Origin of the sequence: Bacteroides oleiciplenus YIT 12058 (genome assembly GCF_000315485.1) — a bacterium.
GTDB classification, from domain to species: domain Bacteria; phylum Bacteroidota; class Bacteroidia; order Bacteroidales; family Bacteroidaceae; genus Bacteroides; species Bacteroides oleiciplenus.
Genome location: NZ_JH992941.1, coordinates 1,072,549 through 1,092,235, shown reverse-complemented (window position 1 = coordinate 1,092,235; position 19,687 = coordinate 1,072,549). Strand labels below are relative to the sequence as shown.

The window sequence follows — 19,687 nt, the reverse complement described above, 5'->3', positions numbered from 1 at the left end:
TCATTAATATCCGGGAGCCTGCACCAGTTTAGAATTTATATCTATCTGAGTTTGCGGTACAGGCCATAAATACATTCTCTTATTGAAAGTACGAGATTTATAGTAAGTTCTCTTATAGAAGGCATTAGGATTATTTTCATCATCACTCTTTACACTGCCACGATGATTCATGCCATACAGTCTACCGCCAAAATATTTTTCTCCAAGTTTCCAACGACGGACGTCATGGAAACGAATGCCTTCACAGTTGAATTCCACACGACGTTCCTGTTGAATTGCAATACGCATTTGCTCTTGAGTTAAACCCTCTTCCAAATTTGGAATACCGGCTCTTTCTCTGATTAAGTTTACGTATTTATATACTTCATCATTTGGTCTATCTAAAGATTCATTTAGTGCTTCGGCATACCCCAGATAGGCATCTGCCATTCTATATAATATTCCAGGTTGATAATTGTGCCTGCCATCTCTCGGAAATACATCCAAAGAAATTCGTTTCCTGACATTATAACCATTTTGGGGAGAATCAAAAGTTAAGTCTGTATCTCTTCCACCCTGCACATACTCTACTCTGCGGTTATCAACTCCTAGCCATGCTTCATTGAAAATAACGGAAACATAGAAACGGGGTTCACGATTACAATACATATTATAAGTACCTTCCATAGTAACCGGATACATTCCGGTACTCGCATTAGCCAAAGAACTCGGTCCTCCTCCCGGCCATAGCGTATGTCTCAATTCCGCACCAGAAGAGAATCCTTTTTCTACATAACCGGATTCCGGGTTGATGATAGGAGAGCCATCTTCATTATAACCCGTAATCGGCATTTTGCCATTTGCCATATAGAAGGCATCTACAAGTTCTTGAGTAACACCCATGGCAGCATTACCTCCAATGCCCTTGGGTAAGTGATGTGCCTGCCAGAAATTAAGGTCAACGTTTTGTGGTCTACCGAAAATAATCTCTCTGTTTCCATCAGAAAAACGTTTCAATGACATATTATAATAAGACATAAAAGGATCAATAGTGCCATCTGCATTATATTCATAATACAGTCTGTAACCGGCAGCTTCGGCGGCTTCGATTAGCTCTCTATGAGCATTAGCTGCTTTTTGCCATTTTTCAACCTTTACTTCCGGGTCGAATAAATTGACTCCATCCGAGTTTTTCCAATCCTTGAAGTCTGGGTTACCATTAAATAGCGGACTTGCAGCGTAAAGTAATGTTTTAGCTCTAATGGCCAACGCCATGATTGAAGTTGCTCTCCCCCAGTCGTTATTACTTGGATAAACAGCCGGCAAATTCTTAGACACATCCAATAATTCTGCATCAATCCAATCTACAATCTGATCATAAGGCACTTGAGGAGTCATCAATTCGGAAGCAGGTGAGTCTACCGGATAAATAACCCCGGGGGTAAATGGGATAGGTCCGTATATCTCTATCATTAATGAATAGTAATAGGCAATCATAAATCTGACTTCATTTTTCATCTGGTTCACATAAGTCTCCGTCAAGTCAACAGCCGGAATTACTCTCACATTTTCCAGAAATACCAATCCGGTGCGTATCCTTTTGGGAAGTTCTACCCAATAATATGGATCCCATGTTGATATTGGACTCCAGTTCCCTGTCGTATAGGCATACACATTTGCCCAGCCAAACGGACTCCATTCCTGAGGAATAGTGATGTCATCCCCCATGATATTATATCCTTGTTCTTTAAAATATCCCCACATTGGACTGGGTATAGATGAATATACGCTAGCCAACCAATCTTCTGTTCTTACTTTATCAGAGAAGACCATCTCCATGGTTAACTGGTCATCCGGGGACTTATCTAAGAAATCATTACAGCCTGTTGTCAACACCATAGAAAGTGAGACAAGGACACCTGCTACTGTAGATTTATATATTTTCATATCCTTTGTTTTTTAATTGTTGAAGTTGATACTTAATCCAATAGATATTGATTTCATTTGTGGATATCTTAATCCATCAGTTGTTTCCAATTCCGGGTCCCAAAGTTTAAACTTAGAGAACGTCAGTAAGTTAGTACCTCTTGCAAAAATACGGCAATCGCGGATACCAATCTTGTTTGTCCAGATGCGGGGAAGGTTATACCCCAGTTCTACATTTTTCAGTCGCAGAAAACTCATGTCGCGCAGCCACCAAGTTGACTGTTGTTCATTGTTTGCTACAGTTCTATCTCCCATACGGGGCCAGAAAACATTCTGACTTGGATTTTCCGGTGTCCAGCGATCATCTATATTCGAAAATATATTTCCTGCACCAATTGACGAACCCGGCAGCCAAGTTTCACCTCCAAGTAATTGGTAGGTTTTACCAGTTCCTTGAAAGAATACACCTAAATCAAATGATTTGTATCTGACTGATGCTCCGAAGCCATAAACAACTTCTGGAATACGTGTTCCGCCAATGGCCGTTCTGTCTACAGCTGTAATTTCACCGTCACCATTCATATCCCGGTATTTGATATCTCCCGGGCGCAGATTACTCGCATCACTGAAGTTCTGTACAGGGATACCCTCTTTCAACTTACCGTTTTCATCAAAATCATCTTCTGTAAAAAGTCCTTCTGCTACCAAACCGAATAACTGACCAACCGGTTTACCTGTCTGAGAACGATAGGTACCTACAATCGCTTCAGGCTCATCTATCTCTACCACTTCATTACGCGCAAAAGTATAGTTAGCCATAGCTGATATGGACCAATCTTTATTAAGCTGACGATTAATGCTCAACGACATATCAATACCTTTGTTATCTACCTTACCATAATTTGCCCAAATGGAACGGTTAAAGCCTGCAGAACCCGGTACGTTGGTACGCTCCATAAAAATATCTTCTCTTTTCTCTTTGAATAGATCTACAGTATAATTTATCGTATTATTCCATAATCCTAAATCCAGGCCGACATTCATTTTCGTAACAGTTTCCCAAGTTAGATCGGGAACACCAATATCACCTTCTGCACGTCCCAAACGATAAATATTTGCATCTGTACCCCAAGTGTACGAACCTGTATCTACAATTGTGGAAATATAAGCAAACCGGCGACCTTCGATATTACTGTTACCCGCCTGCCCCCAGGTAGCTCTAAGCTTCAGGTTAGATATTACATCTGAAAGAGGTTGCATAAACTTTTCTTGCGATGCAATCCAGCCTACTGCCACTGCAGGAAAAAAACCAAAACGTTTTCCACGTGCAAAATTCTCGGAACCATTATATCCGAAATTAAATTCTGCAATATAACGACTGTCATACGTATACGAGAATCTTCCGGCTATACCTTGGCTACGATAAGGCAGTGTTTCTCCTCTATCATAATTTTTCTGGTTATACATGAACATAGCATTTACGTCATGCTTTTGTTCAAATACACGGTTATATGAAAGCATGCCTTCCAAATAAACACTTTGATCTCCCCATTCTGCACCAGTTGAATAGCCTAAGAATTGCTGTCCGTTTTCCTGTATACTTGTATTTAATTCACCATTCTCTAAACGAGAAGTAGCAGGATTATAATAATCCGGATTTTTAGAACGTGTCACTGAATTTGCCGAGAATTTATCAAACGAGAAAGTTACTTTCGCCTTTAAGCCCGGAGTGATAAACTTCAAGTCTTGTTCAAGAGAGGTCAATGATTCAATTTTGCTATGATTCATCTTTTCATATCCCCGTTGTGTAGCCCATGCCCAAGGATTTTGCTTATACATTACGCGAGGGATGCGTCCATCAGCATAGATAGCCGGATGCACATAGGGAGGAACACGCATTGCCTGATAGAAAATGCCTGTATTCGTTTCATCACTTCCCGGAGGAGCGTTTCTTGTTTGCAGAAATACACCTAAATTGGCGCGGAACAGTGTGGTAGGAGTAACGTTTACGTCTACATTGGAGCGTACTGTATAACGACTTACTTTTAATGAGGAATCCCACTCCTGATTTTTATCGCGTTCAATAATGCCATTTTCATTGTAGTAGCCCACAACCAAGGCATATCGGAGAATATCCGTACCACCATTGACACTTATGTTAGCCTTCGTATTGTCAGCATGATCTTTTGATACCACATCCCACCAGTTAATATCCGGATACAGTTCCGGGTCTGTCTGTTTTCTATAATTCATTAAGGTTGCTTCACTGGCATATGGGGCTCTTCCTGACTCTGTATACATTTCGTTAATCAGTTCCAGATACTTCACACTGCCGATATAATCAGGCACTTTGATTGGTGCCGTAAAAGAGTGCTCAAAACGAACATCTACCTGAGGCTTGCCAATCTTACCACGTTTGGTTTCAATCATTACGACACCATTGGCACCACGTACCCCATAAACAGCACTTGCTGCAGCATCTTTCAATACCGAAAAAGAAGCAATTTCTTCAGGATCAATATCATGAAGTGATCTTTCAATACCGTCCACCAATACTAAAGGATTCGTATTTCCCGTAAAGCTGCTGATACCACGAATCCAGAAGTCGGAATTATTAAACCAAGGATCGCCACTTCTTTGAACGGCAATTACTCCGGAAACCATACCCGCCAAATTATTACTTAACGAACGACTGGGATTCATTGAAAGCTTTGCCGGTTCAACATTAGTAATAGAACCAACAACGGAAGCCTTTTTCTGTGTACCAAAACCTACGACTACTACTTCATCCAGAGCCGCTACGTCTTCTTCCATTGACACATCAATAATCCCTTTCGAACCAATAGATACCACTTTATCTTTGAATCCAATATATGAGAATTTAAGAGCTTTGGCTTTTGAATTTACAGTAATTGTATAGGTACCGTTGACATCTGTTACAACTCCACTAGAAGGATTTTCCGCTTCTGTTACATTTACTCCGATGAGCAATTCACCTTGAGCGTCCATTACACGTCCAGTCACTTTTTTTTGTTCTTGGGCAAAAATACAATGTATGTTCCCAATACATAATAAAGTGATCAGGAGCCACTTCACAAATTGTTTTTTTGGAATGTTTTTCATATTATATGGTTGTTAGTAATTATTATTCATTTCCCCATAGAGTTGCTTTGTTTCCTTTTGATTTACGCCATGCATCTCTCCAGCGATGCATGTCCATATGGTTGATAAATGGCTTGGGAGCTCGTTGAGCCTTGGTTGGGGCAGCAGGCAGTGGTGCAGCCAAATCCTGATACCAATAGGCAACAGTAGCCAAGTCTAAAGTCAGATTATTATTAGAACCATGTTCAATGGTGCCCTTTATGCTCTTTTCAAAGAATATGGGATCCGTTATAAAGAACCTGTAGGCGTGTGTGCGTCCCAGCCAACCTACATCATTGTTTACCCGTGGATAGCCGAAGTATGGATGCGAGAAAGATTCTTTAGGGCACCAAGAAGTATTGAAAAAGTCTTCTGTACCTGTTCCTATTAATGAGGGATTCGTTTCTCCGTCGATGAACCACATATCATCTCCTTCACCATACCACATTGGAGTTGGGCAATGTACATAATAGTTAATACCAACGAAATGTCCTTTTCCTTTCGTTTCAATAAAAACATAATTCCGCTCACCCGTTGTATTTGGGTGTTGTGCTCCGGTTAGCCCCCATTCGGTTTCTCCTTCGGGAAGAGCTTCCGTCAGGTTGTGGTTATACCATGCGTGGAATCTTCCCATATCTTTCGGGAGTTTATCCATTTCCAGATAATCAACATAGAAATAGAAAGCATTAATAGCCTTGTCAGTCTGGTTCTCAATCTCTATCCGCGCTCCTTCGGTATAAGGCATTGTAAAGTAACTCGACATTCCCGTACCATTTTCCGGTCCTGCAGATAGTGGGAGTGATGCATAATTATATCTTTCATCCCAACCTTGTCCAAAGAAAGGACCGATAGGAGATTCCACAGAAGGGTAATCTTTTCCATCCCAGTACATGCGGATAATAATATCATTTCTGCTCAATTCATTAGGAGGAGGAGCAATGGTTATCCAGATATGATTGATGACTCCTGCTCCTTTGATCTCTGCAATAGTCCTTTTCTCTCCCGGTTGAAACGGTTCCAAGTGATCTCTATTACCGCCTGTTGGGTCAGTACTGGAAATGCGCTTGTTCTTTACTCCTGATTTCAATTTAGCCAAATCGAACATCTCATTGTTCATGCTTACTTGCGCAAAAACAATAGGGAAATACAATCCCAATACAAGGGATAGTAGCAAACTAACTTTTGTAATCCTTTTCATAATATTTCAATTGATTTTAATTCATCGTCTTACCTGAAACATTGTAATGTTTTACATCAATGATTCCATACACAACATTCAAAGAAGGCTTTCCATGTTTCCATTCTATTGTACCGAAACCAGTTTCTGTACTGATAAAACTTCTGAAATCACCAATCTTAGAGTCTATATACATGGTCTTACAAACAGCATCATATCTGACCCCGGTAAGTCCCTGCAACATGCCGTAACTTGCCATAGCACGTGCATACCAATGACCACATTCTATTTCATCAAATGGATTTCTCACTCTCCCATCATATCTTTTGCGGCATTCACGAACGATATCCAACCCTTTTGCTACTTCACCTTTCATCATCAAATGACTGGCAACCTGATATTCAATGCCTGTCCAGACTTCATTGCTATACACAAAGGGCAATGACAACATACCACCTTTCGGCCAGGTACAGAGCAGTAATCCTCCCTCCTTGCCACAAGCATAAGCCGGTCTTTGGGGATTAAAGTGATCTACGAGATTATCCTTCAAATTATACTTGTGTACAGATACCAAATGGCTCTTTACTTTTTCGTTATTAAGAACTTCATTCAATCCGCATACAGAAGCCATCCACATTCCTAGAATACCATCGGATAAACAACCACTGCCATACTGATATTTAGGACCTTCCTTTTTGAGCAATTTCATGGCTTCATCCGAATAGCCTCCTCCGAAAGAAATTACATCTACCGGATTAGGTGCCTGAAGTCCCTCCCATTGAATCTTTTGTATGAAATACTCCCCATCAAAAAGAGTATTTTCCATATATTTCTTGCCCTTTGCCAGCAAAATATCGTACTTTTTTGTGGATTGTTTCAGTGCCTTACTCATCTCAACAAATGCAGTTAAGGCACCTAAATAAAAACTGGTACACATGCCATCCGGCCCCCAGAACTCAATGTCATAGGTATTATGATGCGGTTCTTCAAGATAGCCCTTCTGCAAGGGATCCCATGTACGGATACAATAGTCAAGACTTTTCTTTACAGCAGGGAAAAGGTCTTTCATCCATTGGGTGTTTCCACTTATCCGCCATTCACGATAGACTTTCATAATTCCACCCAACTGTCCGTCAGCAGCAGCATGAAAATTATGTGGTGGTGGAGAAATAGGCATGTTTACTCTGAAATTCTGATGCCCTTTCGCATTTTGAGCCACCCTAAACTCCGTTTCACGTAATGTTCTTTCTAAAGATGGGAATAAATGTGGCAGAGCCTGTGCATAGTTCCACACATGCGTACAACTTCCGTGGCAAGAGCCCCAAGAATCTTGGCATCCTTCCCAAGCCCAAAATCTTCCATCCCATTGGCGTAATACTGTTGGAGATTTCAATATGGTCAAATTAGCAGCAATAGCTTCCAAAACTTCATCAGGTAAGGTGGAATCATAGAATGCGTCGCTAAACAATTTGCTATTTTTCTTCAATGTCGCATGGTTTGCATCCCAATAACCAATAACTTCATTCAAATTCTTAAAACGCTTGGAATACCAAGGTCGGTATGTGGTCTCAGTATCCTCTTCATTTACCAGAAATTGCTTTTCTTCTTCAGAAGAATCGATGACTAGCCAGTCTTTCCAGTTATTATCTTCAAAGTCAGCAAGTACTGTTGCCGTAGAAGATAAATCATAAAGATTCTCATTCTCATCATTGGTCAATACAAACTGGTCGGCAAGGATATGTCCCCAAGGATATACATCCAAATCTATGACTTTCAAAATAGCCTTCTTTCCTTGGAAAAGTTTCAAATCCCAAACAACTTCATTCAGAATTTCAGACTGATTACCAGCCGCCGTTTGAACAATCTTTCCATCAATAACCAAATTAACAGAAGTACGGTCAGGCTGATTACCTCCACCTACCAGGAATTTCAAGTATCTCTTTTCAATATTGAACTCAGGAGATTGAATAATGCCTACCAAGCCATCACCTCCTTTATCGAACGAGTTCAACAACTGTTTACCGGCAAAGCCGCTTACAGATTGTTGATTAGGGGCAGTTCCTTTAGAAGGGCTTCCAATGTATGCCTTACCTGCTTTTCTGGCAAAGCCGATAGAAAGATTTGAATCAGGAAAGTACCAGCAGAAGTTTACTCTAACAGTTTTTGTCTCTCCTGGTTGCAATGCTACCGGAACATAAACAGATGCTCCTGGAGCAACTTCTTTAACGGGCTGATTATTGACTATCCTTCCACAACGGATATTATCCCAGACCACAGTTTGGGAATCAAACCAACCACCACGAAACCAACAATAGTCTACCACTGCTTCATCATTGTCTACATAAATAGCCAGGCCACTATCATTTTGGTTAGATTCCAAAACAAACCCATTTTTTACCCCTTGGATAGTCCCCTGACCATCAATAAAATTTTTTGTATTATAAGAAAAAACAGTCTCAAGAACTTCGTCAGAGAGATTCGTAAACTGATATTCCAGTATTCCTACCGGCAAACTGGAATTATCAGGATCCGTTGGAATAAAGGGGCTCCAACCTATAATTTTTGCCTGCAAAGGAAAATCCTTATCTCTTAAATTTACAGTTGCAAAAGGGAAACGTGCCTGGAAAGTTGCTTCTTCAAAACGAGGCAAACCATATGGTTTGTCCCCTCTACCCAAGCCGCTCTGAACGGGTCCGAACAACTTCCAAGTCGGTACCTGACCTTCCAATACTTTTGCTCCCGACTCAAAGCCTTTTACATAAATAGCAGCAAAAGCATATGGCTCGTTCATTACATCCGGATGATGTCTGAGCGACACATGAGAGATAGCGCCGGTTCCCTCCAAACAGAACATGCCAGCGCCAATACCACCAATAGGAAATGCAATCCTGTTCAGATTTTCTCCTCGATATATTCCATTAAACTCTCTTGAAAGAACACCAGATGTCACTTCATTAATCTGAGGTATAGTCTGCGCCAGAGAGAGAGTCATTGTACCCAACAAAACTGATATAGTCAATACTTTTTTTATCATAAGCTTGTATTTTATCTCACTGAAAAATAGAGAACCCCTGTAGAGACTATTCTATTTTAATAATTACACCCTTAGAAGTAACGCTGGAGGTACGTCCGGTTTCCTGAGCATCTCCGGTAAAAGTACCTACCAATTTGACGATATAGCGATATTTTTTTGCTGGATCAATGGTGAAAGCATGGGATGTTTCTTCATTTACCAAGGTTATTCTATCTCTATAGATATCATTTTCCACCACTTGTATCTGCACAGCAATAGGACGTATAAACTCTTCAGGTACTTCGGTAGGAATTTTCCAAGTCAATGTAACTGTGGCATTGTCCTGAGTATATTGTACATTTTCTGCTATCGGCATGAAGTAGTTTAAGCCTTTATCATCAAGTACACTTCTATCATAGCAGCTGGATAGTGACAACACTGCCAGCAGCATTATAAAAACGGTTACTATCTTTTTCATAATTTTCTTCTTAATAGTTAGACATCAATATCCAGGATTCTGTGTATAATTACCCTTTGCGTATTCCATCTGGGGTTGTGAAATTGGAAAGTACTCATCACGACCAGCAGTAAAGCGAGCACTATTGAACCACGGAAAACGAGTTCTTTCGATAGCAAAGTACTCATTCATAGTTTCTGCCAAAGTACCCCAACGCTGCAGATCGAAGAAACGATGACCTTCACAAGCAAATTCTAAACGATTCTCCCACACCAGTGCTTGCCAAGCGTAGTCTCTGGTCCATGTGCAGTTTACGCCTGGTTGATAAGTAGCGACATGATAGTCCATCGTAGGCTGGTTATCGGCTTTTATCAAACGAATTCTACTATTGGCTGCACGAGAACGAATCTGATTGATTAATGGCAGAGCTTCCATCTCTCTATCCAATTGAATCAGGATTTCAGCTTTCCACAACAAGACATCATCATAACGAATCATCTTCTTGTTCATAGAGTTAAACTGCCATCCATCATACATCAAACAGCCACAATCTGGATCCGGCATATCTTTGATGGGCTTCAGAAAACTATAAGTAATCGGATCACGGCTGGCAGATGAGTGGAATATCAAGTCGGGGTTATACTTCCAGGGTTGACCGGGGGCTACGATAGTATGGCTGAAACGCGGATCCCATGTATATTTGTCAAAGTAATCTTTAGCACCACTGTTAACAACATCCAGATTGTACGAACCATCAGGATTCTTGATGTACTGACCATAGTCGTCGTCGTTATAATCTTCGAAACGAGGTAAACCATTTTGATCCGTCTTGAAGGCATTGGTCAGAGTGTAGCTGGCATGATTGAAGTCGCAGCATTGGAATTTGGCATTACCATTTTCATCCTTGGGCCACATATAAGGATGATTCAAACCTTCGGCACGGTTGATTCGGCCACCGGATGAAAGACCGTCGTTGATAGAGAACTGCAACTCCCAAATGGACTCTTTGGTAGCATTGTCGTATTGTAACAGGAAGTTGTTGGCGAAGTCGGGTTCCAAACCTACACGGTCGCCTTCCTGAGCAATAATCTTATCAATATAAGGCAAGGCCTCTTCAAGCATTTGTTTATTAATGCCTACCACTTGATGCCGGTTATCCTGCTCGTATGCCATATTCAGCATTGTTCTGGCAATCATAGCAGTAGCAGCATTGCGACTCACACGACCTTTGTCTCTTTGATCCAAAGGGAGCAGGCTTTCGGCTTTCTTGAAATCGTCGAGAATACGTTGCCATAAATAAAGATCATTATCCTGTCCGGATTCACGATTAGGCACAGCTTCAAAAGCCTCGGACGTACCTGTCACGTTCTCATCAATGTAGGGCACATACTTCCAAAGTTTCTTCAGTCGATACAGTGTAAACGAACGGATAAAGAGCATCTCGCCCATATAGCTGTTTTTCTCCGGTAGTTCTTCTTCCGTGAAGTTTGCCATCCTCTGGATAGCTGTGTTACATCTCTGAATGACTTGATAAGATACATACCAAGTTCCATCCAATCCACCCGTATCAGAGGTCACATTGGTAAAAAGTGACATATTACCGAAAGAACCGATAGCATCTGCAACGCCACCACCACCTTTATAAACGTCATCCGAACGCATGGAACCGGACCACCAATACATGTAAACAGACTCAAACGAACCGATCTCGCACATACGAGCATAAGCAGCCGTTACAAAACCTTCAATATCACTAGGTTTGCTAAGTATATTTTCATCCAGCACTTGCTTGGGATTGACATTCAGGTACGAATCGCAACTGCAAACTCCCAATAATGAAAGTAAAGCGATCGATAAAGAATATATTCTTTTCATAATTTGTTCTTTTTAATTGGTTTAGAAAGTAACGTTAATACCGAAGCTGAAAGTAAACGGTGTCAAATAAGCGTAAGAAGGCCATTCAGGATCAAAACTGGTATACTTATCAGCTCCCCAGAATTTCTTCAACGTAAAAACATTATCAGCAGAAACATACAGACGCAGATTCCTCATATACATCTTCTCAGTAAGGTGAGCTGGGAAAGTATAACCCAGTTCTATATTTCTCAATTTAATGTACGAACCATCTTCTACAAAATAAGAAGAGAAGCGCTGCTCATTGTTAGAGGTATTATTTGTAATGGCTGGAATATCGGAACTTGAGTTGCTGGGTGACCAGGCGCCCAACATACGGGTAGCATGATTCTTCCAAGCCGGATTCGTATAAAGCCAAATGTCGCTTTCCTTCTTCCAGTCACTGTTCACGTCGTTACCAAACAATCCTTCGAAAAACAAATTTAGGTCAAAGCCTTTGTAAACGAAGTCAAAGTTAAGCCCACCGAAGAAATCGGGATCAGAGCAGCCTATCCAGGTTCTATCATATGTTTCGTTGATTACGCCGTCACCGTCCAAGTCTTTATAACGGATACGTCCGATTGCTTTGCCTGGCTGATCGGCATGAGCGTCGACTTCTTCCTGTGTGCGGAAGATACCATCGGCAACCAGACCATACATAGTGTTTGGTGAGCGTCCCAGAATCAAATCATGCACACCGTCACCTGCATATTTGTTGATTACATTGGAGGGGAGTTCAGTCAACTTTGTTTTGTATGTGCCGATGTTAGCCGTAATTGCCCATTGGAAATCATTAGTAGGTTCACTTCTGAAAGTCAAAGCAAATTCCACACCTTGGTTGTTCATACTTGCACCGTTAATCCATGGCTCACCACCTTCACCCATTGCAGCAATGTATGGAGTCTGTACAAGAATGTCTTCGGTCTTCTTGTTGTAGTAATCGAAAGAACCCGTCAAGCGTTGATTGAAAAAACCGAAATCAATGCCAACGTTAGTTTGCTTTGTAGTCTCCCACTTCAAATCAGGATTGCCGAGCCAAGTTCTCCTATAGCCCGATTGTAGATTGCCGGTTTCTTGGCCTTCAATGGGGTAAGCTGTATCAAAATAACTGGTAGTAAACGGAGTCGTTGTATAACCACGAGGTAATCCTTGTACACTACCGTTAGCACCCCAACTGAGGCGTAGCTTCAAATCGGACAGCCAGTCGGCTTCTTCCATAAAAGCTTCATCCTTGATTCTCCAGCCGGCCGAAAATGCAGGAAATACAGCATAACGATTGTTAGCACCGAACAAAGAAGAACCATCACGACGCACCGTAGCAGACAGTAGATACTTACCAGCATATGAGTAGTTAGCTTTAGCGAAAAGAGAGAAGTAGGCATATTCATCAGCCGAGCTACCTAGGGTAATTTCACTACCGGTAGCTACACCAAGATGGGCGAAATCACGGTCTTCCAAATAGAGACCTTCTCTTTTAGCAGAAAATCCTTCCTGTACATACCGGGTGAATTCAGTACCGAACACAGCATCAATATGGTGCTTGCCAAAACTTTGATTATAAGACAAAGTATTGGTCCATACATAGCTCAACGGATGAGATTGACTGTTACTTACGTAGTTTTTGGTATTACCTCTGAAACCTGTCTCCACAAAGGTGCCATCTATCGTTCTGCTGTAGGAGTTACCGTAATCCACACCCAACTGGGTTCTGGCCGAGATACCGTTCCAAATATTTACATCCATAAATATATCGCCGACTATTTTTACGTAGTTGCTGATGTTATCCTTACCCATTGTCATCATACGAACCGGATTATTGATATCATCAAGTCCGGCCGGACCAGCCCAGTTACCATTTACATCGTAAACAGGAACAATGGACGGCATGATCATAGCATTAAAAGTTTGATATTGGTCTTTATACTGCAAATAAGATATAGCTAAGTTTTCACCCACCTTTACGCGGTCTTTAATCAGACTATATTCTGTGTTGGCACGTACAGAATATTTTTTAAAAAAGGAATGTATCTGCGTACCTTGATTGTTGGAGTATCCCAATGAAAATAAGCTCTTAGCCTTTTCAGTGCCATTGGAAATTGTGATTTGGTGATTGGTCAACAAGGCAGTGCGAAATATTTCATCCATCCAATCCGTATCGGCAGCTCTCACCAAATGGTCGTTATCCAAGAAATCTTTTGTCCTCATGCCATCCATCACTAACATACCGTCTTCACCCCTGTGATAGTCATACTCATAGCCATTTGGAAAAAGCAGGGCCGATCCGTAAGCCCATTCATCATAAGCAGCAGCACGGAAAGCAGCGATGCCAAATTGTTCCGTGTTCATCATCTCTGGTTTATTCAGTATCTTGCTGACAGAAACGCTACCGTTATAATCGATGGTAGTCTTGCCAACCTTACCTTTCTTGGTCTGAATTAAGATTACACCGCCAGAAGCTCGTGCACCATAAATAGAAGCAGAAGCAGCATCCTTCAGGACCTGGATGGACTCAATATCACCCGAATTGATATCACGAAGATTCAGGTTTTGCGTCGGCATACCATCCAATACGATCAGAGGGGTCACAGCACCAGATAAAGAAGATAGCCCACGAATCTGGATACCTACACTTTCGGCTGGGTTACCACCATTGGTCGTAATCTTTACACCGGCCATCTTACCTTGCAAAGACTTCATGGCATTGGCAGAAGTATTCTTGATATCTTTTGCATCGGCCATAGATACGGAACCTGTCAGGTCTGCCTTTCTCTGACTCATGTAGCCAGTATATACTACAACTTCAGAAAGCATTGTAGCATCACTCTTCATAACAACATCCAAACTTTTCAGGCCCTTAACAGAATGTTCTTCTGTGCTCTGACCGATATAAGAAAAAACCAATATTGCATCATCAGAAGGTATTCTTATTGAATATCTTCCTTCCGCATCAGTGGTAGTACCTATGGCAGTTCCCTTAACAACGACATTCACTCCAATAAGAGGCTCATTAGTACCTTCTTCTAACACAGTTCCTTGTATTATTCTCGCTTGTTGAATCTCATTGGAAGTATTGGTTCCGTGTTCAGATACCTGAGTAGATTTATTTGCCAACTTAGCAGTTGCAGGAAATACATTATCTCCCGCATACACTGCTAATGATAACATTGATGCCAATGCTATGAAACCATTTCTTTTAAAAGAAATTCTCATAATACTTTGATTTAATAGTTAATAAAAGTTCATTGTGATTGTAGACATCGAGTATACGTTGTTCTTACCATCTTGGAATTTCTAAATCATCTTTGCTTGGCAAGGTTGGAAACTTAACATGTGGCTCAGTCTGATACCAAAAAGAAGTTGATGAAATATCAGATTTTTGATTGTTATAACGCCCATCATGGCGCCAGCCTAAATCCTGTATTGTGACTTTCAAATCTTTATCAAAGCGTATGGGGTCCAAAATATGCCAGCGATAGAGCCCAAAGGCAGTAACTGCACGGTAGAGTCCATCTGGACGGATGACCTGATGCATTCCGGCATAAGGAGTAGTAAACTCTTGGTATTGGCGAGTTTTGGGATTTTCAAAGTTGTATGAGCCGCAGAAATAATCTTCTGCTCCGGTTCCGCAAATAGTAGGATATTCTTTATCACCGTCCATGTAGAATTTTATCTCGCCTTCGCCCCACCAGCAATTATCATTCACACGCCAAGCCAAATAAGTACCTACATACTGGCCTTTGCCTTTTACGCCATCTATCAATGTGTGCAATGAACCTTTAGTGGGATTAGAACGACGGAATTGTGCATGGAAATAAGCTTCATCTTCAGGAACATCGGTTAATGTGTAGTTAATCTGGTAATACAAACGCATTTCTTCAGCAGTATTTATATTTTCCAACGTGATGCGTGCTTTTTTACGGAAAGGCATTTTCCAGTAGCAGTTGAAAGCACTACCCGGATTTACACAAACGGCCAAAGAAGATAATTGTGCATACTCATTATATGCGCTACAAAAGAAATCACCTACCGGACATTCAACAGATGGCTCTTTCTCATCATCCCAATACATCCTGATAATAGAAAAGCGCCAATTACCTGTTGGTGTCATCCAAATTTGTTGAATAGCCCCAGGGCCTTCGATTTCGGCAATTGTCATTGTTTCGCCAGGCTTTACAATAATGAATGGATTTACTTTCCAGCCTTTGCCCAAATCCTTAGCCGCATGATGCGCATTAGCCACATTTCGTTTATCTTTATCATTAATAGGATCAGCCATGCCGCCTTTACCCTTTTCACCTGTATAATTCTCAGGGCTGATGGAACGTGTTTTTGCATCAGACAATCTCGACAGATTCCCCATATTCATATCCAATCCATTGAATGAGTAGTTGTTTTGAGCATAAACGCCCATGGTAGCCATACATAAAGCTACCCAAATAATAAGTTTGATTTTCATGTTTTATAGATTAATGGTTTATAATATTAATGATTTCAGCAAGTTTTTGCCAGTTCAAGGTATTTCTTGTAGAGTATTTCATAAACCCTTGCCCTCCTGGTGTCCGGTTTATATTCCACCTCAATATCCGCCCCCATATACTTCATGGCTTCCATGATGTCCTGATATACTCCCGCGGCCACCGCTGCAAACATAGCCGCTCCGAGTGCGCAAGTCTGCTGCGAGCGCACGATACGAATGGGCATATTCAGCACATCAGCCAAAGTCTGCATGACAAAAGGGGCCTTTTTGCTGATTCCTCCAATGCCGTTGACGGAATCAATATGCAAACCTTGTGCTTTCATGTGCTCTACAATACGCCGGGAGCCGAAGGCGGTGGCTTCGACAAGGGCTTTGAATACTTCCGGGGCAGTGCTTCCCAGTGTCAGTCCTGCAATCATGCCTTTCACATTCTGATCTGCATACGGCGTGCGGCGCCCGTTCATCCAGTCAAGGGCAACGATGTCATTTTCAGAAAGTTTCAAGGCTTGTGCTTCCCGGGTCAATTCAATCAGCATGGTGTCCATGACTTTCTGTTTGGCCTCTCCTTCGGGAATGTTCTTCAAGGGCCATGACATGAATTTCCTGAACCATGCATAGATGTCTCCGAAAGCTGATTGTCCGGCTTCCAGGCCAATGAATCCGGGAAGTACGGAACCGTCTACCTGTCCGCAGATACCTTCTATGCATCGGTCTCCTATTTCATGTTTCTCTGCCACCATGATGTCGCAGGTGGAGGTTCCCATGATGCGTGTAAGTACCCCTGGTGCTACCGAAGCTCCCACGGCTCCCATGTGTGCATCGAGGGCTCCTACGGCTACGGCAATGCCTTGAGGTAAGCCCAGTTTACCGGCCCATTCGGCGGTCAACGTGCCGGCGCGGGTGTCGCTGGTGTAAGTTTGCGTGAAAAGATGGGGGAGGATTCTGTTCAGGGAGGGATTAAGTTCTAAAAGAACTTCGCAGAGAGAAACAATTGATACTTATATCATATAGAATTATGGATATAAAAGAGAAGTAGTAGAAATTGGGTTATATTTCTACTGTATTATTATATTCTCACAGCTTCTGTGCGGATTATGAATATATTTGCGCTATACTTTCTCCTTACCTTCTCCTTACTTACTCCTTACCTACTCCCTACCTACTCCTTCTTATAGCATAAGGAGAAGGTCAGAAGTAGCTAAGAAAAAGATAAAAGTCGAATATGGAACTGAAGCGAACGAGTATGTATTGAAAAAATACAAAATAGCATTTTATGCCTCATTGTTGCATGGTAATATAGCATCAATGCTATAAACCGTCTGAGGTAAGCCCTGTAGTAATTCCTGATATAACCTCTTCCCATGAAAGAGGAGTGATGCCGAATACATAACTCTGTCCGGAACGGAAAGGTTCCGTCAATTCGAAATTTTCATAAGAAATGCCGCCGGGAATAGGGGATTTACTTGCCCAGTAGGTATAACGACCGTTTACTACCCCTTCTAATTCATTACTTGGTTTAGGACAATACCAATATTGAGTAGCCTTTTTTCCTGTATATTTCCAATGTGCATGGGTATCTTCGGCATAAACAGCTTTAGCAGGGTCCTCTTCATCAGGAGAAGCGATGAACCAGGCACCTCCGTTCTTATCTTTTATCATTTCAGATAAAGGAGTATGGTTATGTTCTGTAAAATTGCTTTCCTTATAAGTTGGCCATAACTGACCGGCCTTTTTGTTTTTTCCATTTGCAAGATGCAATGTTCTGAGTCGGGCTTTGTTGCCCATTGTTGCTGTAAGTATAAATCGGCTTAGTTCGTCGGACTCCTCAGTAGTATATCCGGTTATCTCAAATTCATAAGGTTTTCCCGCTGTGAATTTAATTCGTACATAAATATCTGCTCCATTATCAAATGTCTCGCAGAAGAGATATATGGTCAGTGTCTCGACTCCATTTTCATTGGATATGACTCCATGCGCCGGGTAATATTTATCGGGAAAAGAAGGCGCTTCAGGCGTATTGCTACTCCAAAAGCGTTTTCCGCGAACATCATCCAGCTCACTCCATTCCAATTCGGATAGTCCTCTGATGTTTTTTGCTTTGTCTATGGGTTCGAATGCAATAAAGTTAGTTACCACAAAATTATCATGCCCTAAATAAGGAGTATAAATACGTATCAGTCCACGTGGACCGTCAAGCGGGGCAATCCCTATCCGGATGCCATCAGCAAATCCCCATATCGGTTGTGCTTTGGTGTTTTGGGCAGGCTGCACCCATATCCCGTTTTCTTCCGGAACTGCTAAAGTTTTAGGATCAATTTTCAAATCAGTTTGTCCGTAACAAAAATACGTTCCGGTTACAAAAAATAAAATGGCAAATAGAATCTTGGTTTTCATTGTCTTAAAGATTTAAATTAGTTCTTTATATGATGTTTATGGCAGTTTACAGTGATTTCACGCTGCAAATATAAAATTGTTATAACGAATTAGCAAAATAATTTGCTATTTTAATTTTTATGTTTATATTTGCAGCGTAGTAAAGTACTAAGTATTACAATATCAGTAGATAAATGAAAAGCATAGTACTCTATTATAGCAAAAACGTTATATTGAAAAACATATGTCAGCACTAAAAAAAATATCGCTAAAAGACATTGCTGAAGCCGCAGGAGTATCAACAGCACTGGTTTCATTCGTACTAAACGGTAAGAAGAAAGAATATCGTGTGGGCGAAGAAACAGCCAAGCGTATATTGAAAATAGCTCAGGAAATGAACTATCAGCCCAATATTGCCGCTAAGAGCCTTCGTAGTGGGCGGACTAAAACAATTGGCGTAGTGATATCCGACATATCCAACCCTTTTTTCTCACAATTAGCCCGTATACTGGAAGACGAGGCAACGAAGCGTGGATATACCGTTCTTTTCGGTAGTTCCGATGAAGACACAGAGAAAATGAACCGCGTTGTGAGCAACCTTATTAATAAAGGTGTAGATGGATTGATTATTGTTCCCTGTGAAAATTCGGAAAAATCCATTGCTTCATTAGTAGATAATAATGTCCCCATTGTTCTTTTCGACCGCTATTTTCCCGAAATAAATGTCAGCTATGTAGCTTTAAATAATTATAATGCAACTTATACCGCAACTAAATATCTATTGGATTCCGGTTATAATGCCCCATGTATAGTGGCTTATGATATTAACCTGATTCATATGAAGGAGCGTATTCGCGGATATAAGAAAGCAATGGAGGATGCCGGCAAGAAACGATTGGCAAATGTCATTTTCCTGAAACAGGATACTCCAAGAAAATCGGCTGACCGTTTATTGCCCAAAATGATTGAAGGAGGAGCAGATGCATTCCTGTTTGCTACAAATATGATTTCAATAGCCTGTTTATATACCATAAAAGATTTGGGACAGGAGGTTATTAATAAAATAGGATTAGTAGGATTTGACGGTACTCCCGCATTCGACTTTTTCAGTGCGCCTGTGTCCTATGTTCAACAACCCGCAGAAGTATTGGTACAGAAGGCACTTGGAATACTGATAGACAATATTGCTAATGGTAATACTGTGCAGTCGGTACTTGCTGATGGGGTATTTATAGAAATAACCCCTTAACC

11 protein-coding genes are annotated in these 19,687 nt (G+C 41.2%); 1 reads left to right on the top strand and 10 read right to left on the bottom strand.

Translation table 11 applies throughout. The features are described from left to right. Positions 1 to 3 precede the first annotated feature (3 nt). The 10 genes from HMPREF9447_RS11920 to HMPREF9447_RS11875 all read right to left on the bottom strand — a co-directional run bounded on the left by HMPREF9447_RS11920 (position 4) and on the right by HMPREF9447_RS11875 (position 18,457). Entirely contained in the window at positions 4 to 1,926 is a 1,923-nt protein-coding gene (locus HMPREF9447_RS11920) for a RagB/SusD family nutrient uptake outer membrane protein (protein ID WP_009129989.1), read from the bottom strand. Positions 1,927 to 1,938: 12 nt separating this feature from the next. After that, entirely contained in the window at positions 1,939 to 5,028 is a 3,090-nt protein-coding gene (locus HMPREF9447_RS11915) for a SusC/RagA family TonB-linked outer membrane protein (RefSeq protein WP_009129988.1), read from the bottom strand. A gap of 22 nt (positions 5,029 to 5,050) precedes the next feature. Further along, positions 5,051 to 6,244: a glycoside hydrolase family 172 protein gene (locus tag HMPREF9447_RS11910; RefSeq protein WP_009129987.1), complete on the bottom strand. Its 1,194-nt coding sequence runs from the start codon at positions 6,242 to 6,244 to the stop codon at positions 5,051 to 5,053. Between the two features lie 16 nt (positions 6,245 to 6,260). After that, entirely contained in the window at positions 6,261 to 9,257 is a 2,997-nt protein-coding gene (locus HMPREF9447_RS11905) for a GH116 family glycosyl hydrolase (RefSeq protein WP_009129986.1), read from the bottom strand. Positions 9,258 to 9,303: 46 nt separating this feature from the next. Continuing rightward, complete coding sequence (locus tag HMPREF9447_RS11900; RefSeq protein WP_044138055.1) at positions 9,304 to 9,714, bottom strand: DUF4945 domain-containing protein; 411 nt, start codon at positions 9,712 to 9,714, stop codon at positions 9,304 to 9,306. A gap of 24 nt (positions 9,715 to 9,738) precedes the next feature. Further along, the gene (locus HMPREF9447_RS11895; RefSeq protein WP_009129984.1) at positions 9,739 to 11,568 is read right to left on the bottom strand and encodes a RagB/SusD family nutrient uptake outer membrane protein; all 1,830 of its coding nucleotides are present in this window, start codon (positions 11,566 to 11,568) and stop codon (positions 9,739 to 9,741) included. Positions 11,569 to 11,589: 21 nt separating this feature from the next. Next, positions 11,590 to 14,796: a SusC/RagA family TonB-linked outer membrane protein gene (locus HMPREF9447_RS11890; protein ID WP_009129983.1), complete on the bottom strand. Its 3,207-nt coding sequence runs from the start codon at positions 14,794 to 14,796 to the stop codon at positions 11,590 to 11,592. Between the two features lie 64 nt (positions 14,797 to 14,860). Further along, positions 14,861 to 16,006, bottom strand: coding sequence for a glycoside hydrolase family 172 protein (locus HMPREF9447_RS11885; protein WP_394330291.1), 1,146 nt, complete (start codon positions 16,004 to 16,006; stop codon positions 14,861 to 14,863). Positions 16,007 to 16,077: 71 nt separating this feature from the next. Beyond that, positions 16,078 to 16,950, bottom strand: coding sequence for an FGGY-family carbohydrate kinase (locus HMPREF9447_RS11880; protein WP_009129981.1), 873 nt, complete (start codon positions 16,948 to 16,950; stop codon positions 16,078 to 16,080). A gap of 421 nt (positions 16,951 to 17,371) precedes the next feature. After that, a complete protein-coding gene (locus HMPREF9447_RS11875; RefSeq protein WP_009129980.1) occupies positions 17,372 to 18,457 on the bottom strand; it encodes a hypothetical protein in 1,086 nt (361 codons plus the stop codon). A gap of 223 nt (positions 18,458 to 18,680) precedes the next feature. Here HMPREF9447_RS11875 and HMPREF9447_RS11870 point away from each other — a divergent pair, with 223 nt between their 5' ends. After that, positions 18,681 to 19,685: a LacI family DNA-binding transcriptional regulator gene (locus HMPREF9447_RS11870; RefSeq protein ID WP_009129979.1), complete on the top strand. Its 1,005-nt coding sequence runs from the start codon at positions 18,681 to 18,683 to the stop codon at positions 19,683 to 19,685. Positions 19,686 to 19,687: the final 2 nt, after the last annotated feature.

Excerpts from the sequence above, each read along its gene's own strand:
- HMPREF9447_RS11920 (WP_009129989.1), bottom strand. The coding sequence starts at position 1,926 with ATGAAAATATATAAATCTACAGTAGCAGGTGTCCTTGTCTCACTTTCT.
- HMPREF9447_RS11915 (WP_009129988.1), bottom strand. The coding sequence starts at position 5,028 with ATGAAAAACATTCCAAAAAAACAATTTGTGAAGTGGCTCCTGATCACT.
- HMPREF9447_RS11910 (WP_009129987.1), bottom strand. The coding sequence starts at position 6,244 with ATGAAAAGGATTACAAAAGTTAGTTTGCTACTATCCCTTGTATTGGGA.
- HMPREF9447_RS11905 (WP_009129986.1), bottom strand. The coding sequence starts at position 9,257 with ATGATAAAAAAAGTATTGACTATATCAGTTTTGTTGGGTACAATGACT.
- HMPREF9447_RS11900 (WP_044138055.1), bottom strand. The coding sequence starts at position 9,714 with ATGAAAAAGATAGTAACCGTTTTTATAATGCTGCTGGCAGTGTTGTCA.
- HMPREF9447_RS11895 (WP_009129984.1), bottom strand. The coding sequence starts at position 11,568 with ATGAAAAGAATATATTCTTTATCGATCGCTTTACTTTCATTATTGGGA.
- HMPREF9447_RS11890 (WP_009129983.1), bottom strand. The coding sequence starts at position 14,796 with ATGAGAATTTCTTTTAAAAGAAATGGTTTCATAGCATTGGCATCAATG.
- HMPREF9447_RS11885 (WP_394330291.1), bottom strand. The coding sequence starts at position 16,006 with ATGGCTACCATGGGCGTTTATGCTCAAAACAACTACTCATTCAATGGA.
- HMPREF9447_RS11875 (WP_009129980.1), bottom strand. The coding sequence starts at position 18,457 with ATGAAAACCAAGATTCTATTTGCCATTTTATTTTTTGTAACCGGAACG.
- HMPREF9447_RS11870 (WP_009129979.1), top strand. The coding sequence starts at position 18,681 with ATGTCAGCACTAAAAAAAATATCGCTAAAAGACATTGCTGAAGCCGCA.